The sequence below is a fragment of the Klebsiella sp. 4_1_44FAA genome, from assembly GCF_000238715.1.
Classification (GTDB): Bacteria; Pseudomonadota; Gammaproteobacteria; order Enterobacterales; family Enterobacteriaceae; genus Klebsiella; species Klebsiella pneumoniae.
This window is the reverse complement of record NZ_JH414799.1, coordinates 159,537-175,964: the sequence shown is the minus strand read 5'-3', so window position 1 is coordinate 175,964 and position 16,428 is coordinate 159,537. Positions and strand designations below refer to the sequence as shown.

Genomic DNA, 16,428 nt, shown 5'->3' with positions numbered 1-16,428 from the left:
ATTAATTAAAAACTTTTACCGACGGCAATACTTTTCCCTGGCAATCAAATAGCGCCTGATTTTCACGTGCATTACCCTCTTTCCACTCGTCGTGGATATATTTCATCCCCGCCGGGGTGGCCCAGGTATTTCCCGGCACGGCAATCCATGTAGGCTCCCAATAGAAAATACCTTTGCCACGCTGGTCTGGCACATCAACCACCGCCTGCATTAAATCGTGAATATAGTTATATTGCCCCTGTACGCTGGCGGGATATCCCCCATCCTTTTCCTCTTTCGCCTGGAAACTATTTTCCGCGTTATCGCAGTTGGCCAGGGTATAGGCATAGGCCGCCTCGACGACGATGACGTCTTTGTTATAGCGTTTGCTGATGTCATCCATATTGGCCTTCAGGGCGCTGATCGGGCCATTCCAGTAGGTGTACATCGACAGACCAATCACGTCATACGGTACATGGCGCTTGTCGATCTCATCAAACCACCAGCGGAAGGTATCGTTCTTGGTCCCTTCGGCCAGATGCAGCATGATTTTCACCTGCTCGCCCTGGCGCAGGTTCTCCTTCAGGCCAGCGATAGCCGCGTTCAGCAGGCCAGCCAGCCGGTCGAACTCTCCGCCGCCCTGCCCCCAGCTTTTCCCTTCCGGCCACAGGATGCCGCCGTTGATTTCGTTGCCGATCTGCACCATATCCGGCAGCACGCCCGCCTGCTTAAAGCGGGCGATGGTATCGCGGGTATAGTCATGAATCGCCGTTTTCAGCTGCGGGTAATCCATCTTTTCCCATGCTTTCGGCTTGAACTGCTTGCCGGGATCGGTCCAGAAATCGCTGTAGTGAAAATCAAGCAGCAGCTTCATCCCCTGGGCTTTCGCCCGTTTCGCCAGCGCCAGGGTGGTGGCCAGATCATTGTTACCTCCGCCATAGTCCTCGCTGCTCGCCGATTGCGGATCCACCCACAGACGGAGGCGGACATAGTTGACGCCGTTCTCTTTCAGAATGGCGATCGGATCCTTGCGCTGATTATTCTGATCGTAGAACGTCGCCCCGTGCTTTTCGGCGTCCAGCAGCGTGGAGATATCCGCGCCTTTGATAAAGTCCGCCGGCATGCCCTGAAACGCGCGGGTTGCAAGCGCGTCCGCGGCCAGAGAAGAAGTGGAGAAACTGCATGCCAGACAAACCGCAAGCCATGCGGGTGTGAATCTTTTCATGTGCTTATCCTTTAGTACTGCCCGAGGTCAGTCCGGAGACGAAGTATTTTTGTAGCGCCAGGTAGAGGATCGCCACCGGTACGGCGATCAGCACCGCCCCCGCCGCGTAGGTGGTGTAGCTGGCACCCATTTTTTGCGCCACCAGGTTATACAGACCGATAGGCAGCGTGTATTTATCCGGGGTACGCAGGATGGTGCTGGAGAGGATGAAATCCCCCAGCGGCCCAGTGAACGAGAACAGCGCCACCACCGCGAGGATGGGCCTCGACAACGGCATGATGATCTCGATAAAGATGCGAAAGCTGCTGGCGCCGTCCATGCGAGCGGACTCATCCAGGTCTTTAGGGATCGCGTCGAGATACCCTTTCATCAGCCAGGTGTTCATCGGGATCATTCCCCCGACGTAGATCAGCACCAGCGCCAGGTGGCTGTTTATCAGGCCAAGCAGTTGCGACAGCACAAAGATGGCAATCAGCGCGGAAAACTGTGGGATCATCTGCAGCAGCAGGAACAGCATCAGCCCGTTCTGCCGCCCTTTAAAGCGGAAGCGGGAGAAGGCGTAAGCGGTAAAGCTGACGCTAATCAGGGTCAGCACCATAGTCAGGAAGCTGATTTTCATCGAGTTCCAGTACCAGGTGAGGTAATTCACATTGCCATTGAACAGATCGGCATAGTGCTGGAACGACACATTTTCCGGAATGATTGAGGTACTGAGCAAGCTATTGCCGGCGTTCAGCGACGCCCCGACCGTCCAGACCAGCGGATAGATAATCACCACCGAGACCAGAATAACCACCAGCCAGGTGAGAGAGAGTCGGATCCACTTTTCGCGTTTAATACTGGGTGATTGAGCCATGTTGCTTCCCTTACGCCATGTCGTCATTTTTGAAGGATTTGGTGGCGCGGAACTGCCACAGCGCCAGGCCGACGACAAAGATCGACAGCAGGATCGTGATGGTCGCCGCGATGGCGTACTGCGACGAAGACATCGTCAGCTTATAGATCCACGACACCAGAATATCCGTCCCGCCGGCGTTAGAGCCTGCCACCGCAGGGCCGCCGTTGTTGAACAGGTAAATGATATTGAAGTTATTAAAGTTGAAGGTGTACTGGGTGATGATGATCGGCGCGATCGCATACAGCACCAGCGGCAGGGTGATGGTGCGCAGACGGGTAAAGGCGCTGGCGCCGTCCATCGTCGCCGCTTCATACAGATCGTCCGGGATCGCCTGCAACACGCCGGTGGTCATGGCAAAGACAAACGGGAAGCCAAGCCAGGTCTGCATCATGATCAGCGCCGTTTTAGTCCAAAACGGATCGGTGAGCCATGCCTTCGGACTGATGCCAAAAAAGGACAGGATCGCGTTGTTGATGACCCCGAAGGAGTCGTTGAACATGCCGGCAAAAACGAGAATGGTGACAAACCCCGGCACCGCCCACGGCAAAATAAAGATGGTGCGGATCAGCGGCTTAAAGCGCAGATCTTTTTGGTTCACCAGAATCGCCAGCAGTACGCCCACCGTACACTGCAGGGTGGTCGCCAGCAGCGTCCACACCACGGTCCACTGCAGCACATCCAGGAAAGTGGAGCGCCAGATGGAGAGGGTGAAAATATTAATAAAGTTTTTCAGCCCCACCCAGTCCACCAGCTTCGCCGGCGGGGTGTGGTACAGGTTGTAGTTGGTGAAGGCGATGGCGAAACCGAACAGAATCGGAAAGATCACCACAAACACCAGCAGAATAAAGCCCGGGGTGATCATCAGGTACGGAAAGCCGTCGCTCAGCAGCATCTGGTACTGCTTACGCACGCTGTTGAGGGCGATCCCCTCATCGCGTTTTTTGCCGTTGAGCCACGCATCCCGCAGCGAGAGAAAATAGATCAGCACGCCGAAAGCGACGATCAGCACGCTGATAATCCCCTCGGCTAACAGGAAGATAGAGTTATCCCGCGGTACCTCTTCACCCAGGGTATATAACCCCCACAACCCCTCACGCAGGAAATCATAAAAAATCCCCAGAAAGCTGCTCAGCAGCACCAGGAAGACCAGCCCTTTCAGCCACTGGCGATGATAAAACTGACCGAAACCCGGCACGATTGCCAGCAGCAGGCCGCACCATGCATGGCGCCCGGGCCCGCGTGCGTCGCTAAAATTTTCGCTGGAATGGATGCTCACACTCGACTCCTTCTACAAACGGGAGGTCCCCCTCCCGCTCGGTGACTTCACGTGACGGTGAATTACTGATTGCTGGCCTGCATCGCTTCGATCTGCATCGTGATCTGTTTCACCGCGTTATCGAGCGCGGCCTGCGGCGCCTGCTTACCGGTGAGGCTCAGTTCAAGCGCGGCGTTGGCCGGCCCCCACACTTCCCCCATCTCGGGAATGCCCGGCATCGCTACCGCTCGCGCCGACTGGATGGCGACGGCGCTGGCCTTTTGGTCGTTTTTAATCACCGGATCGTCAATCATCGCCTTCAGCGGCGGAATTTCGCCAGTGGCGACATAGCGGGCTTTCACATACTGCGGCTGGTTGATGAACTCGATAAACTGTTGCGCCAGCGCTTTGTCTTTACTCCAGGTCGATACTACATAGCCTTTGACGCCGAGGAAGGAGCTCATCGGCTTGCCGTCCGGCAGGGTCGGCAGGGGCGCCACGCCATAGTTAATGCCAGCGGCTTCATACGGCTGGAAGGCCCAGGGGCCGTTGATCACCGCCGCCGCTTTTTTCTCGGTAAACAGGGAATCGATGGCATTCAGCCCGTTATCGCCGAGGATCCCCGCCGGAAAGACCTTCTCGGCATAGAATTTTTTCAGGAAGGTGACGGCTTCGACGGCGCCGGGGGTATTGAGACCCACCTGCTGCGGGTTAAAGCCGCCGCTGTCGTTTTTAGCAAAGATATAGCCGCCCATCGGGCCAATCGCCCCCCAGCTGTAATAGATCTGGTCAAACTTGGCGAGCAGGCCGTATTTGTTCTGCTCGCGCTGGGTTTTCGAGTAGTCCAGCCAGGCCTGCAGGCTGTCCAGCGGCTTGTCGATCAGGTCCTTGTTGTAGATAAGCACCAGGGTTTCCACCGCCTTCGGGATCCCATACAGCGCGTTGTCCATGCGGAAGGCATTGATGGAGGCTGGCGTAAAGGCATCCTGTTTCGCCTGATCGACGCTGAGCGGCGAGAGTAGTCCCTGAACCACGGCGCCGCCGAGCTGGTCATTCGGGATCACCAGCACGTCCGGCCCAATGCCCGCCGGGCCGTCGAGGCGCAGTTTTTCCAGTTGCTGGGCGTAGGGCATCTCCTGGAGATTGACCTTCACGTTGTACTGCTTTTCAAAATCGCTAACCGCGGTTTTGATGCCAGCGGATTTTTTAATGTCCTCCCAGACGTTGAGCTGCCCGGCGGCATGCGCCTGCAGGCTGGCGAGTTGCCCCGCCGCGAGAGTGGTAAGGATCAGTGCAGCAAGCGTGTTCTTTTTCATTATCAACCTAATGTGAAGGTATAACAATTTAATGGTTTTTTATTTGACTTACGTCTGCCAGTTAGAAAAAAATCATTTCAAACTGCCTTGTTACATAGAAAACAGACTCTGATTCGCTTTTGTTATACGCTACGCTTTGATTGGGGATAAAACTACCATAAGCTGCCAGTTGTGTGATCATCCTTGCAGAAATGAAACGCCGCTGTATGGCGCAAAAACCGCGGAAGTTATAGTCAGGACATGATTTTAGCGCTGTTGAATATCGTCACACTGATTTGTTACACGTAATACAAACACACTCAAATCAGCGACACGCCAACGGCAAATAACAGCTACTCACTCCGGGGAATGTGGATGTCCAATATACGACTGAGGAATGTCACCAAAAGGTTCGGCAGCACGGTGACGCTGCACCAGGTCAATCTCGATATTGAAGATGGCGAGTTTGCCGTCTTCGTCGGCCCTTCCGGTTGTGGAAAATCGACGCTACTGCGCATGATTGCCGGGCTGGAAGAGGTCAGCGAAGGAGAAGTACTGATCGGCGATGAGGTGATGAATGATGTCGTGCCCGCCCGCCGCGGCGTGGCGATGGTCTTCCAGTCCTATGCGCTCTATCCGCACATGACGGTGGCAGAGAACATGGGCTACGGGCTGAAGGTGAATAAAGTGCCGAAAACGGAGATCCGTCGCCAGGTGGAAATGGTGGCTAAAACGCTGCAGCTCTCGCACCTGCTGGATCGTAAACCGAAGCAGCTCTCTGGCGGCCAGCGGCAGCGCGTGGCCATTGGCCGGGCGATCGTGCGTAATCCCCGGGTATTTATGTTCGATGAGCCGCTCTCTAACCTTGATGCGGAGCTGCGCGTCGATATGCGCCTGCATATTGCCCGTCTGCACCAGGAGCTGAAGACCACTATGGTGTATGTCACGCACGATCAGGTGGAGGCGATGACGCTGGCCGATAAAATCGTGGTCATGAACTACGGGAAAGTCGAACAAATGGGTTCGCCGATGGCGCTGTACTACAATCCGGTCAACAAATTCGTCGCCGGCTTTATCGGCTCGCCGAAGATGAACTTTCTGCCGGCTATCGTCAGCGACTGGCAGCCGGAACGCTTAACGGTCACCCTCGCGCAGGACCATCAGCTGGCCCTGAATATCGCCACCCAGCCGCTGAAGCCCGGCGCTGCGGTGACGCTGGGGATCCGGCCGGAGCACCTCACCCCGGAAGTCGCCACTGGTACCGTGGTGGAGTTTCAATGTGAAGTGGTGGAGCGTCTGGGCAACAATACCTATCTGTTCGGCCAGTGCTACGGCCACGACAACGTCAAGGTTCTGCTGCCCGGCGACGTCCATTTCCGCCCCTGGCAGAAAATTAATCTGGCTTTCGATGAGCGCTTCTGCATGGTGTTTGATGAGAACGACCTGCGCATCAGCGCTGATATCCCGGCGCCGGATGCACACTAGCTAACATATTGCTGTCATCTGCGCAGCGTATGCTGCGACTGAATGCCGGAACACACCCTGCCCGGCATTCACACCCTCATTTTTATTCTGCTACATCGGAATCATCCTTCTCTCCCGGCATCGCAGCCTGTTGTGATGCCGGCTTTTTCCCCAAACGACGCGTTTTCTCCCGCTGCGCCCGAATTATCTTTCGCATATACTGATGACACCCGGCGAACGATAAGGACACAGGCATGAGGACCCGGCATCTGATGGCGCTGTTTACAGGAGTGCTGATACTGGCCATCATCCTGCCCATTTCACTCAGCATCTGGCAGGCGGCGCGGCAGGCCAAAATGCAGTTCTATCGTGAACTGGATGACTATTCCAACCGTATCGTCGTTCGGACGCTGCAGGTTGCCGACCAGGCCCGGGAAGCGTTACGAGAGGCTGACGCACACACCGCCGCCTCCTGTAGCCCTGAACATCTGCTTACGCTCCGCCGCATCGCCTATACCCATCGCTACATTCAGGAAGTGCTCTGGCTGCGTGATTCCGTGCCGCAATGCTCCTCCCTGGAAGACCATAGCGTCGCGGTCACCTTCCCCCCGCCGGACCACATTGCCCCCGACGGCTATCGCACCTGGCTGACCTCAATTAACGATCTTGGCCTCGATCATCAGATGACGGCCATGGGCAGCCGGCAGCACATGGTGATGATCGACCCCGTATCCTTTATTGATGTCGTTCCCGCCAGCGAAGAGAAGATCCATACCATGCTGTTTGGCCTGGACCACCAGAAAATGGTGATCAGCAGTCAGCCGCTGCCGGCGAAAGTCTGGCAACGCATTAAAGATCCGCATGTGGATATGCTTACTCTGGATAACACAGTCTACCGGATCCAGCGCATTCCCGAGCTGGGCTCTGGCATCGTAACCTGGTCTTCAACCTTGCCGCTGCAGCAGCGCATTCGACAGCAGCTGTTCTTCTGGCTCCCTGCCGGCATTTTCACCAGCCTGCTCGCCACCTGGCTGCTGCTGCGTCTGCTAAGGCACCTGCGCTCACCGCGCAACAGCATGCTGGACGCCCTCAATTCCGAAGCGATTCAGGTTCACTATCAGCCGATTATTTCGTTGCAGGACGGGAAAATTGCCGGGGCCGAGGCCCTGGCCCGCTGGCAGCAACCCGATGGCACTTTTTTATCGCCGGATATCTTTATTCCCCTGGCCGAGCAGACCGGGCTCATCACGCAGCTGACGGAAGATATCGTCAGGAAAATTTTTACCGATCTCGGTCCCTGGCTGCGGCAGCGGCCGGAAGTGCACATATCCATCAACCTGTCGGTAGATGATTTACGCTCGCCCACCCTACCGACGTTGTTACACGATCAGCTGCAGCACTGGGGGATCGCTGCCGAACAGATCATCCTTGAAATCACCGAGCGCGGGTTTGTCGACCCGGAGACCACCATGCCGGTGATCGCTCACTACCGTCAGGCCGGGCATCGGATCTCGATTGATGACTTTGGCACCGGCTACTCCAGCCTGAGCTATCTGCAGAAACTGGACGTCGACACGCTGAAAATCGATAAATCTTTTGTCGATACCCTCGAGTACCGGCCGCTGACGCCGCACATTATTGAAATGGCCAAAGCGCTCAATCTGGCCACCGTCGCCGAAGGGGTGGAAACCGAAAGCCAGCGCGACTGGCTGCGCCAGCATGGCGTTCAGTACGCCCAGGGGTGGCTTTACAGCAAAGCGCTGCCAAAAGAGCAGTTCATTCTGTGGGCAGAGCATAACCTCCATGCGCATTAAGCGGCGGGTGGCTTGAGCGGAACGTCAGGGGGCGCTACTTCAGATAGGATTTAATCACCTGCATCACCGTCTCCAGATCCGCTTCGCGCTGCGTCTCGTCAGGCTCTTTCACCACATGGTCGGTAAGATGCCCCTGAATAACCTGCAGCATCATGCCGTTGACCGCGCCGCGGATCGCCGCCAGCTGCTGTAATATTTCAGCGCACTCATGCTCGCGATTAAGCATTTTCTCTAACGCGGTACTCTGCCCCTGAATTTTCTTCAGCCGGGTCAGTAACATCTTTTTGTGTCGAACTGTATGTGACATTGCACGATCCACCGTTTCATTCTGTCCGGGATTACCGACCTGCGTGGTCAGCAACGCCTGCCAGCATACCATGATCCTTTTTATTAGCCGCTTTATCTACTGGGGGGTAGTATTTTACTACTGGGGGGGAGTAGGATAAACGCACTTTTGGCAAGGATCCCGATATGAACGATTTCACTTCCCTTCTGCAGCAGGGCAATGCCTGGCTGTTTATACCCAGCGCAATACTGCTCGGCGCGCTGCACGGTCTCGAACCCGGGCACTCAAAAACCATGATGGCCGCCTTTATCGTGGCGGTGCGAGGAACGTTAAAACAGGCGGTACTGCTGGGGCTGGCGGCCACGGTTTCGCATACGGCAGTGGTCTGGCTGATCGCCATGGCCGGCCTGTGGTTTGGCCGCGGCTGGAACGCGCAGACCTCTGAACCCTGGTTTCAGCTGGTCTCAGGGATTGTCATTGTGCTGATTGCCTGCTGGATGCTCTGGCGCACCTGGCGCGAATCGCAGCCCCACACGCACCACGATCACCATCACGAACATGATCATCACCACGAACATGATCACCACCATGACCATCACCATGACCATCACCATGCGTCCTCATCCGCCGCGCCGCTGGTGGCGGAGGAGTGGCAGGACGCGCATCAGCGGGCCCATGCTCAGGAGATCAACCGGCGCTTTGATGGCCGCCAGGTGACGACCGGGCAGATCGTGCTGTTTGGCCTGACCGGCGGGCTGATCCCCTGCCCGGCGTCCATTACCGTGCTGCTTATCTGTTTACAGCTGAAGAAATTCTCGCTGGGCGCCACGCTGGTGCTGGGCTTTAGCGTTGGTCTGGCGCTGACGCTGGTGGCTTCCGGGGCCATCGCCGCCCTGAGCCTTAAACATGCCACCCGCCGCTGGCCGTGGCTTAACGACCTCTCGCGCAAGGCGCCCTGGTTCTCAGGCTTACTGATTATTGTGGTGGGGATCTACATGATGCTTCATGGCCTGAGCGGCCTGTAAGCGATGAAAGGCCCTCTCCATGATGAAGAGGGCGATGGGTTAATTCAGGAGACTATTTCCCGGGGAGGGCTGACCGCGTTGCGGCTGAGGGGCTGGCTGAACCACGGTAGGCACAGCTGGATCAGCGGCCCAATCGACAGCGCGTAGATGACGGTTCCGACGCCAAATTTGCCCCCCAGCAGCCAGCCAATCAGCAGTACGGAAAGCTCGATCGCCGTCCGGATACCGCGCAGTGACCAACCAGTGCGAGCATGCAGACCGGTCATCAGGCCATCGCGCGGCCCGGGGCCAAAGCCCGCGCCAATATACATTCCGGTAGCGATAGCGTTCAGCACAATCGCTCCTACCAGCAGCGCACTGCGCGCCACCATCGACTCCAGCGGCGGCAGGACGGCCAGCGTGGCGTCCGCCGCCAGTCCCAGCACGATGACATTGCTCACCGTGCCGAGCCCCGGCATTTGCCGGATCGGGATCCACAGCAGCAGTACCGCCGCGCCGGTCAGGATAATCACCGTACCGAAACTGATACCCAGCTGTTTAGCCACCCCGAGATGGAAAACATCCCACGGATCGGCGCCGAGATTGGCATGCACGAAGAGCGCCGTGGACACGCCGTAAAGCACCAGACCAATATATAACTGCAGCAGGCGACGAAGCATATTTTTTCCTCAACATCATTGCGAATGCCCTCATCATCAGCAAAAATGGACTGATAATTAATGGCCAGTTTTGGAAAAGTGGATCGCTATGTCAGCCCGACGCTTTGGAACCCAATCGCTGGTACGCCTGCTCGGCAACTGGCAGGAGACCAGCTCACGCACGCCGCTATGGCGCCAGCTGGCGGAAGCGCTCCGCCTGCTGATCCTTGATGGTCGCCTGACGCTGCAAACGCGCCTGCCCGGCGAGCGCGAGCTGGCGGCGGCCCTGAACGTCAGCCGGACCACCATCGCCAGCGCCCTCGGCCAGTTGCGGGAGGAGGGCTTTCTCTACAGCCGCCAGGGGAGCGGGTCACGCATTGTTTTGCCGGAACGCCCCGCCGATCTTCCTCTGCCTGCCGGCATCTCATCTACGCTTAATCTATCTACCGCCGCCCTCAGCGCCGGGCCGGAGGTCCATCAGGCCTTCCAGCACGCTATGACCCTGCTGCCGCCCTATCTCGCACAGACTGGCTATGACCAGCAGGGGCTGCCGGTGCTGCGGGAGGCGATTGCCCGGCGCTACAGCGAACGCGGTCTGCCGACGCGGCCCGATGAGGTGATGGTGGTCAACGGCGCCCTCAGCGCCTTCGCGCTGATCCTGCGCCTGTTCACCGGGCCGGGCGATCGGGTGGTTATTGACGCCCCCACCTATCCGATGGCCATCAGCGCCATTCAGGGCGCCTCCTGCCGCCCCGTCGGGGTTGCGCTTCCGCAGCAGGGATGGGACTGCGATGGACTGGCGGCGACTATTGCGCAGACTGCGCCGCGGCTGGCGTGGCTGATGCCGGATTTTCACAACCCCACCGGACGCTGTATGGATGCCCCCACCCGCCAGCGGGTTGCGGACATCGCCGCCAGGACGCGAACAACGCTGGTAATCGACGAGACCATGGCCGACCTTTGGTATAACGCGCCGCCGCCCCCGCCGCTGGCCAGCTTCAATCCCGATGCCGCGGTGCTCACCATTGGTTCGGCCGGGAAAAGCTTCTGGGGGGGACTACGTATCGGCTGGATCCGCGCCAGCGCGCGGACCATCGCCTCGCTTATTCAGGCCCGCGATTCGCTGGATTTGGGTACGCCGCTGCTGGAGCAACTGGCCTGCAGCTGGCTACTGGAAAATGCCGCCACACTGCTGCCGCCGCGGCGGGATATGCTCAAGGCGCGCCGGGACATGTGCGAAACGCTGATGGCGGAATATTTTCCCCGCTGGCGGTTTTCGCCACCGGAAGGTGGGCTCTCTTTTTGGGTGGAACTTCCTGACATGCTAGCCACCCTGTTCTCTGCGCGTGCGGAAAGCCAGGGGATCCATATCGGCACCGGTACGCGGTTTGGGCTGGAAGGGGCGTTCGATCGCTATTTACGTCTGCCGTTTACGCTGCCGGATGAAGCATTGCGCCGGGCCTTCTCCACGCTACAACCGCTGTGGCAAAGCCTTGCTGAACAGAAGGAAAATACACGTATGCGAAAAATAATATAAGAAAATAGCGACGGGCTGACTTCAGCCCGTCAAATGGCCTTCATCCATGAGGTATATGAGATGTTTTTATAAAATTGCCTGGCTATCCTGCCCTCTGGTTATGGCAACCCAATGACAGAAAGAAGGCAATTTCATTAATGCTGGCGCGGAATAGGAAACCCTTTCAGGGAAATAATAAAGCCATCTTCATCTTTTTTGATTTTAGCGCCGGTGTCACACCAGTCGGAAGCAATGCGAAAGAACTCATCACTACCGATATTCCAGTTCAGGCGGACGTGTTTTACGTATCCTGAGCGCAACATATCGCAAGCTTCGCTATAGTTGCTGGCTGTAGAGAATTGTTGTTTCATTTTTTCTTCTTCAGAAGTTTTCTTAATGCTTTGATTTCTTTAGGGGTAAGTGGCGTCGCTTCCTCTTCGGTATGCTGGCTGTCAATGTCCTCTTCCGTCACCCCCGCCTCACCTGCTGACTCCTCCAGCTGAAAAGCCAGCTGCAGCAGCTTTTCCGTTGCCGTTCCCAGGTTCTCGTTATTAACTTCCGCAAAATGACGCAACTTTTCTTTTAGCTCTGCGTCAATTTTTACATTCAAAACCACTGTGGTCATAGCTACGCTTCCCGTGCAATAAAATCATCATAATTAATACACGAAGTTAACATGCTGATCCAGAGATATATTTTACAGCATGAGCCTGGCAACAAATTCCCATCAGTAAGATGCGCTTTATTTATGACATGCAAATGACATTAATATTTCAGTAGTATTTCAGATTTATGACAAGTAAATATTATGGAATAAAAGCAGGGGGTTTTAACAACAAAAACTAATATGCGATCTTTATCAGAAATTAATTATTGCAGGAGTAAAAACCGGACAAATATAAGGGAAACACCAGGCGGGAGAAATGGGTGGGGGCCCTGCCAGCTACATCCCGGCACACACGTCGTCTGCTCTGGCTGCTTCCTTCCGGACCTGACCTGGTAAACAGAGTAGCGTTGCGGGAGAACCAACAGAGCCCCCATTGAGAGCGTTAGTTGCCTAACGCGCTGGCGCATTATCCCTGCTGACCTGGTGAATTGCAAGCTCACACCGTCCGCCTGCTGGTTTATTGCGCAATAACGCGAATAAAACCAGCCACTCACGGTCAGCCTGTGAGATTGCGAGCCCGCGCTCAGCACACATCCGGGTTATCCACCATACTTATCCTCTTCGTCCTCTTTTATCACCAGTACATTGTCTCGACGGTAATCGAATGACTGACTCATCACCACAGACCATCACTCTGCCTTTACCTGCTATTGAAGGGATGACTATCGCCTTTCAGGGCGTAAACTACCTGCGTCCTGAAAAAATGCTCGACTTCGCGACCATCAGTCCCGCGCCGGTGCGGGCGGTTACGCCGCTGGCGCTGCTCTATTCCACCGTCGGCGTGCTGCGCCAGGTGGAGCTACGCAAGCTGCCGGTCTATATCAGCGGTCGGGTGGTGTACCCTATCTCGTCGTTAACCATGCCGGGCCTGCGCGCGAGGCTGATCATCAACGCCACTTCGCAGCGGTTGAAATTTCTTGAAAGTCTCATCGCCAGCTCAGCCTCCGACAATGTCCATGGCATGCAGATCCTCGGCCTCGCTCTGACGTTCACCGTCGAACAGGCCGCCTGACCCAGGCCGGCTGTACAGCTCCTGGCTTAGCGCTTATGCTGACGTTTTGCCGGTAACAGGACAGAAAATGGCTCCGCACGACACATTTCCCCAACGCGTCTGGCACATCGTGGCGTCGATACCGGAAGGGTATGTCACGACCTACGGCGAGGTCGCCCGGCTGGCAGGTTCACCGCGCGCGGCGCGCCAGGTGGGCGGCGTATTGAAGCGCCTGCCGGAAGGGTCCACCCTGCCATGGCATCGGGTGGTCAATCGCCATGGCGATATCTCCCTCACCGGCCCCGATCTACAGCGGCAGCGTCAGGCGCTGCTGGCCGAGGGTGTGCAGGTCTCCGGCAGCGGCCATATCGATCTCCAGCATTATCGCTGGGTTTATTGAAGGCAAAAAAAAGCCCCCATCCGGGGGCGTAGCGAGCTTACTGGGCGACAGGAACGGCGGTCTGCTGGACCGGAACCAGCGTCAGTTCGGCATGAGTGCCGCCCTGGTTTATTACCGTCTGCACGGTATCGGTAATAAACATCAACTGGCCGTTAACCGTGATCGCCGCGCTTAGCAGAATGCGAGCGTTCGGTTGAATATCTGCCGGGTTGTAAGGCAGCGCAAAGTTAAATGGCGCCTGTTTGCCTTCGGTACGCACCGCTTTTTGCGACAATACGCGGGCTGGCGCATCTGCCAGAGAAGCATCCGACAGGGTCACCGTCAGTACCGCATCCGGCGGTAAAGCGATTCTCTGGCGGATATTAATCGTCCCCGTGACGCTCGGCTGCTGCTGCGCCACGCTCAGCGTCGCGATACCGTAAGGGTCGGGCGCGGCCGCCTGCGTCGAAGAATTGTTCGAGTGGTGATTAGCACAGGCGGTCAGCGTCGCGGCGACGGCTAAAGCACTAAACATATAGGCAAATTTCATGATGTTCTCCTTATCATCCCTTAATACCCAGGAGGATGTTCCGCCGCTTCGCCGGCAGGAACTTTCGTGTCGTCAATAAGTGTGGCACAGATCTCAGATTTGTTCCTGTTAACTGGTCGTTATTCAGATTATTACACCCATCGGACCACTTGCGATTCCAGGTTATACTTGGCCACATTACGCGCGCTGCGCCGCTATTGTTAATTGAGGATAAGTATGAGTCAGGCACTCTCTAACCTGCTGGCATTATTAGATCTGGAAAAAATTGAGGAAGGGTTGTTTCGCGGGCAGAGCGAAGACCTGGGGTTACGTCAGGTTTTTGGCGGCCAGGTAGTGGGTCAGGCGCTGTATGCGGCAAAAGAGACCGTGCCCGTTGAGCGTCTGGTTCATTCGTTTCACAGCTACTTTCTTCGCCCCGGCGATAGCCAGAAGCCGATCGTTTACGATGTGGAGGTGCTGCGCGACGGCAACAGCTTCAGCGCCCGTCGGGTAGCCGCCATCCAGAACGGGAAGCCGATTTTCTATATGACCGCCTCCTTCCAGGCGCCAGAGAATGGCTATGAGCATCAGAAAGCAATGCCGGCCGCCCCCTCCCCTGACGGCCTGCCTTCGGAAACCGATATCGCTCGCAAGCTGGCGCATCTCCTGCCGCCGCAGGTGAAAGACAAATTCCTCTGCGATAAACCGCTGGAGATCCGTCCGGTGGAGTTTCATAACCCAATGAAAGGCCATATCGCCGAACCGGTGCGCCAGGTCTGGCTGCGCGCCAACGGCGCCGTCCCTGACGATCTGCGTATTCATCAGTATCTGCTGGGCTATGCTTCAGACTTTAACTTCCTGCCGGTGGCGCTGCAGCCGCACGGCGTTGGTTTCCTTGAGCCCGGCATGCAGGTCGCCACCATCGACCACTCTATGTGGTTCCACCGGCCGTTTAATATTAATGAATGGCTGCTTTATAGCGTCGAAAGCACCTCGGCCTCCAGCGCCCGCGGCTTCGTTCGCGGCGAATTCTACACCCAGGATGGCACGCTGGTTGCCTCAACGGTTCAGGAAGGGGTGATGCGCAACCGCAACGCATAAAAAAAGCCTCCCGGACGGGAGGCTTTTCGCTATCAGGAGAGAATGGCTTTTTTATCAGGCGTTATAGGCGTTTTCGCCATGGCTGTTGACGTCCAGCCCTTCGCGCTCCTGCTCTTCCGGCACGCGCAGCCCGACGGTCATATCCGCCACTTTGTAGCCGATGAACGCCACAACGCCGGACCAGACCACGGTGATGGCGATACTTTCCAGTTGCACCAGCAGCTGATGGCCCATGGTGACGCCTTCCGCATAACCGACGCCGCCCAGAGAAGTCGCCGCGAAGATACCAGTCAGGATACAGCCGACGATGCCGCAGACACCGTGAACGCCGAAGACGTCGCAAGGATCATCCACACGCAGCCAGCGTTTCAGCGCAGTCACGCCCCAGATACCCGCCAGGCCAGAGGCGATACCGACGATCAGCGCCCCGCCGACACCGATATAACCACACGCCGGCGTAACGCCAACCAGACCGGCAATTGCCCCGGAGCAGGCGCCCAGCAGTGAAGGTTTGCCGCGCAGAGCCCATTCGCCAAAGGTCCACGCCAGGATAGCCGCAGCGGTCGCCACGACGGTGTTAACGAACGCCAGGGCCGCAATTTCATTCGCTGCGCTGGCAGAGCCGGCGTTGAAGCCGAACCAGCCCACGTAGAGGATAGCGGTGCCAGTGAACACCATCGGCAGGTTATGCGGTTTGAACGCTTCTTTGCCGAAGCCCACGCGTTTGCCCATCATATAGGCGCCGACCAGCCCGGCGACCGCGGCGTTGATGTGCACAACGGTGCCGCCGGCGAAGTCCAGCGCGCCATGGGTCGCCAGCAGACCGCCGCCCCAAACCATATGCGCAATCGGCACGTAGGAGAGTGTCATCCATACCACCACAAAGATCAGTACCGCGGAGAAACGAATACGTTCCGCCAGCGCCCCGACAATCAGCCCGACGGTGATGCAGGCGAACGAGCCCTGGAATGCCACGTGGATATACTGATAGAAGGTACCCATCAGCGCTTTCAGCTCAATATTTTTCAGCATCACCCAGTCAAAGCTGCCGAAGAAGCTGCCGCCGGTGCCGAAGGCCAGGGTATAGCCATAAATCACCCACAATACGCAGACCAGGCCAAAGGTGACAATCACCTGAGTCAGCATGGACAGAACGTTCTTACCGCGGATCAGGCCGCCGTAAAACAGCGCAATCCCCGGGATAGTCATAAACAGAACCAGCGCGGTGCAAATCATCATAAACGCGTTATCGGCTTTGTCCGCCACCGCAGGTGCGGCCATCGCCAGCCCCGGCAGAAGGGCTAATGCCCCCAGACCCGATTTCATTGTTGCCATTTTCATTGTTTCGTTCCCCATCACTGTGTGG

The 16,428-nt window shown here is 56.9% G+C and carries 17 protein-coding genes and 1 other RNA gene; 7 read left to right on the top strand and 11 right to left on the bottom strand.

Features of this window, described 5'->3' with window-relative positions; translation table 11 throughout:
- Position 1: 1 nt before the first annotated feature.
- From HMPREF1024_RS19590 to HMPREF1024_RS19605, 4 genes are all read right to left on the bottom strand, one after another.
- Positions 2–1,204: an arabinogalactan endo-beta-1,4-galactanase gene (locus HMPREF1024_RS19590; RefSeq protein WP_009307952.1), complete on the bottom strand. Its 1,203-nt coding sequence runs from the start codon at positions 1,202–1,204 to the stop codon at positions 2–4.
- Positions 1,205–1,208: 4 nt separating this feature from the next.
- The gene (locus HMPREF1024_RS19595; protein ID WP_000079398.1) at positions 1,209–2,060 is read right to left on the bottom strand and encodes a sugar ABC transporter permease; all 852 of its coding nucleotides are present in this window, start codon (positions 2,058–2,060) and stop codon (positions 1,209–1,211) included.
- Between the two features lie 10 nt (positions 2,061–2,070).
- Positions 2,071–3,378 (bottom strand): carbohydrate ABC transporter permease, encoded by a 1,308-nt coding sequence (locus HMPREF1024_RS19600; RefSeq protein WP_004177243.1) that lies wholly within the window; start codon positions 3,376–3,378, stop codon positions 2,071–2,073.
- Between the two features lie 62 nt (positions 3,379–3,440).
- Positions 3,441–4,673 carry a maltodextrin ABC transporter substrate-binding protein gene (locus tag HMPREF1024_RS19605; RefSeq protein WP_002891991.1) on the bottom strand — a complete coding sequence of 411 codons (1,233 nt, stop codon included), beginning with the start codon at positions 4,671–4,673 and terminating at the stop codon, positions 3,441–3,443.
- A 354-nt stretch (positions 4,674–5,027) separates the two neighbouring features.
- Between HMPREF1024_RS19605 and HMPREF1024_RS19610 the strand changes: the two genes are divergently transcribed.
- Together HMPREF1024_RS19610 and HMPREF1024_RS19615 are read left to right on the top strand one after the other, a co-directional pair.
- Positions 5,028–6,137: an ABC transporter ATP-binding protein gene (locus tag HMPREF1024_RS19610; protein WP_009307951.1), complete on the top strand. Its 1,110-nt coding sequence runs from the start codon at positions 5,028–5,030 to the stop codon at positions 6,135–6,137.
- Positions 6,138–6,370: 233 nt separating this feature from the next.
- A complete protein-coding gene (locus tag HMPREF1024_RS19615; RefSeq protein WP_009307950.1) occupies positions 6,371–7,930 on the top strand; it encodes an EAL domain-containing protein in 1,560 nt (519 codons plus the stop codon).
- A 34-nt stretch (positions 7,931–7,964) separates the two neighbouring features.
- Here the strand turns inward: HMPREF1024_RS19615 and HMPREF1024_RS19620 are convergent, their stop codons facing one another.
- The gene (locus HMPREF1024_RS19620) at positions 7,965–8,237 is read right to left on the bottom strand and encodes a metal/formaldehyde-sensitive transcriptional repressor (RefSeq protein WP_002891985.1); all 273 of its coding nucleotides are present in this window, start codon (positions 8,235–8,237) and stop codon (positions 7,965–7,967) included.
- 164 nt (positions 8,238–8,401) lie between these two features.
- On the opposite strand from HMPREF1024_RS19620, the gene HMPREF1024_RS19625 reads away from it, so the two are divergent.
- Positions 8,402–9,241, top strand: a complete 840-nt coding sequence (locus HMPREF1024_RS19625) for a nickel/cobalt efflux protein RcnA (protein WP_009307949.1) — start codon at positions 8,402–8,404, stop codon at positions 9,239–9,241.
- A gap of 44 nt (positions 9,242–9,285) precedes the next feature.
- Here the strand turns inward: HMPREF1024_RS19625 and HMPREF1024_RS19630 are convergent, their stop codons facing one another.
- Positions 9,286–9,900, bottom strand: a complete 615-nt coding sequence (locus HMPREF1024_RS19630; RefSeq protein ID WP_009307948.1) for a YitT family protein — start codon at positions 9,898–9,900, stop codon at positions 9,286–9,288.
- Between the two features lie 88 nt (positions 9,901–9,988).
- Between HMPREF1024_RS19630 and HMPREF1024_RS19635 the strand changes: the two genes are divergently transcribed.
- On the top strand, positions 9,989–11,416 hold the full coding sequence (locus HMPREF1024_RS19635; RefSeq protein ID WP_009307947.1) for a PLP-dependent aminotransferase family protein: 1,428 nt from the start codon (positions 9,989–9,991) through the stop codon (positions 11,414–11,416).
- A 134-nt stretch (positions 11,417–11,550) separates the two neighbouring features.
- Here HMPREF1024_RS19635 and HMPREF1024_RS19640 read toward each other — a convergent pair whose 3' ends face one another.
- From HMPREF1024_RS19640 to ffs, 3 genes are all read right to left on the bottom strand, one after another.
- Positions 11,551–11,766 (bottom strand): hypothetical protein, encoded by a 216-nt coding sequence (locus HMPREF1024_RS19640; protein ID WP_004142688.1) that lies wholly within the window; start codon positions 11,764–11,766, stop codon positions 11,551–11,553.
- A complete protein-coding gene (locus HMPREF1024_RS19645) occupies positions 11,763–12,020 on the bottom strand; it encodes a hypothetical protein (protein WP_004147352.1) in 258 nt (85 codons plus the stop codon). The genes HMPREF1024_RS19640 and HMPREF1024_RS19645 overlap by 4 nt, the downstream gene beginning before the upstream one ends.
- 309 nt (positions 12,021–12,329) lie before the next feature.
- An RNA gene (gene ffs, locus HMPREF1024_RS28410) (signal recognition particle sRNA small type) lies at positions 12,330–12,426 on the bottom strand.
- Positions 12,427–12,666: 240 nt separating this feature from the next.
- Here ffs and HMPREF1024_RS19650 point away from each other — a divergent pair.
- Both HMPREF1024_RS19650 and HMPREF1024_RS19655 read left to right on the top strand, forming a co-directional pair.
- Entirely contained in the window at positions 12,667–13,074 is a 408-nt protein-coding gene (locus tag HMPREF1024_RS19650; RefSeq protein ID WP_004178755.1) for a dTDP-glucose pyrophosphorylase, read from the top strand.
- A 67-nt stretch (positions 13,075–13,141) separates the two neighbouring features.
- Positions 13,142–13,453 (top strand): MGMT family protein, encoded by a 312-nt coding sequence (locus tag HMPREF1024_RS19655; RefSeq protein ID WP_004142687.1) that lies wholly within the window; start codon positions 13,142–13,144, stop codon positions 13,451–13,453.
- A gap of 37 nt (positions 13,454–13,490) precedes the next feature.
- Here HMPREF1024_RS19655 and HMPREF1024_RS19660 read toward each other — a convergent pair whose 3' ends face one another.
- On the bottom strand, positions 13,491–13,982 hold the full coding sequence (locus tag HMPREF1024_RS19660; protein WP_009307946.1) for a YbaY family lipoprotein: 492 nt from the start codon (positions 13,980–13,982) through the stop codon (positions 13,491–13,493).
- Positions 13,983–14,198: 216 nt separating this feature from the next.
- On the opposite strand from HMPREF1024_RS19660, the gene tesB reads away from it, so the two are divergent.
- A complete protein-coding gene (gene tesB / locus HMPREF1024_RS19665; RefSeq protein WP_002891899.1) occupies positions 14,199–15,062 on the top strand; it encodes an acyl-CoA thioesterase II in 864 nt (287 codons plus the stop codon).
- 54 nt (positions 15,063–15,116) lie between these two features.
- Here the strand turns inward: tesB and amtB are convergent, their stop codons facing one another.
- On the bottom strand, positions 15,117–16,403 hold the full coding sequence (gene amtB / locus HMPREF1024_RS19670; RefSeq protein WP_004152876.1) for an ammonium transporter AmtB: 1,287 nt from the start codon (positions 16,401–16,403) through the stop codon (positions 15,117–15,119).
- Positions 16,404–16,428 lie beyond the last annotated feature (25 nt).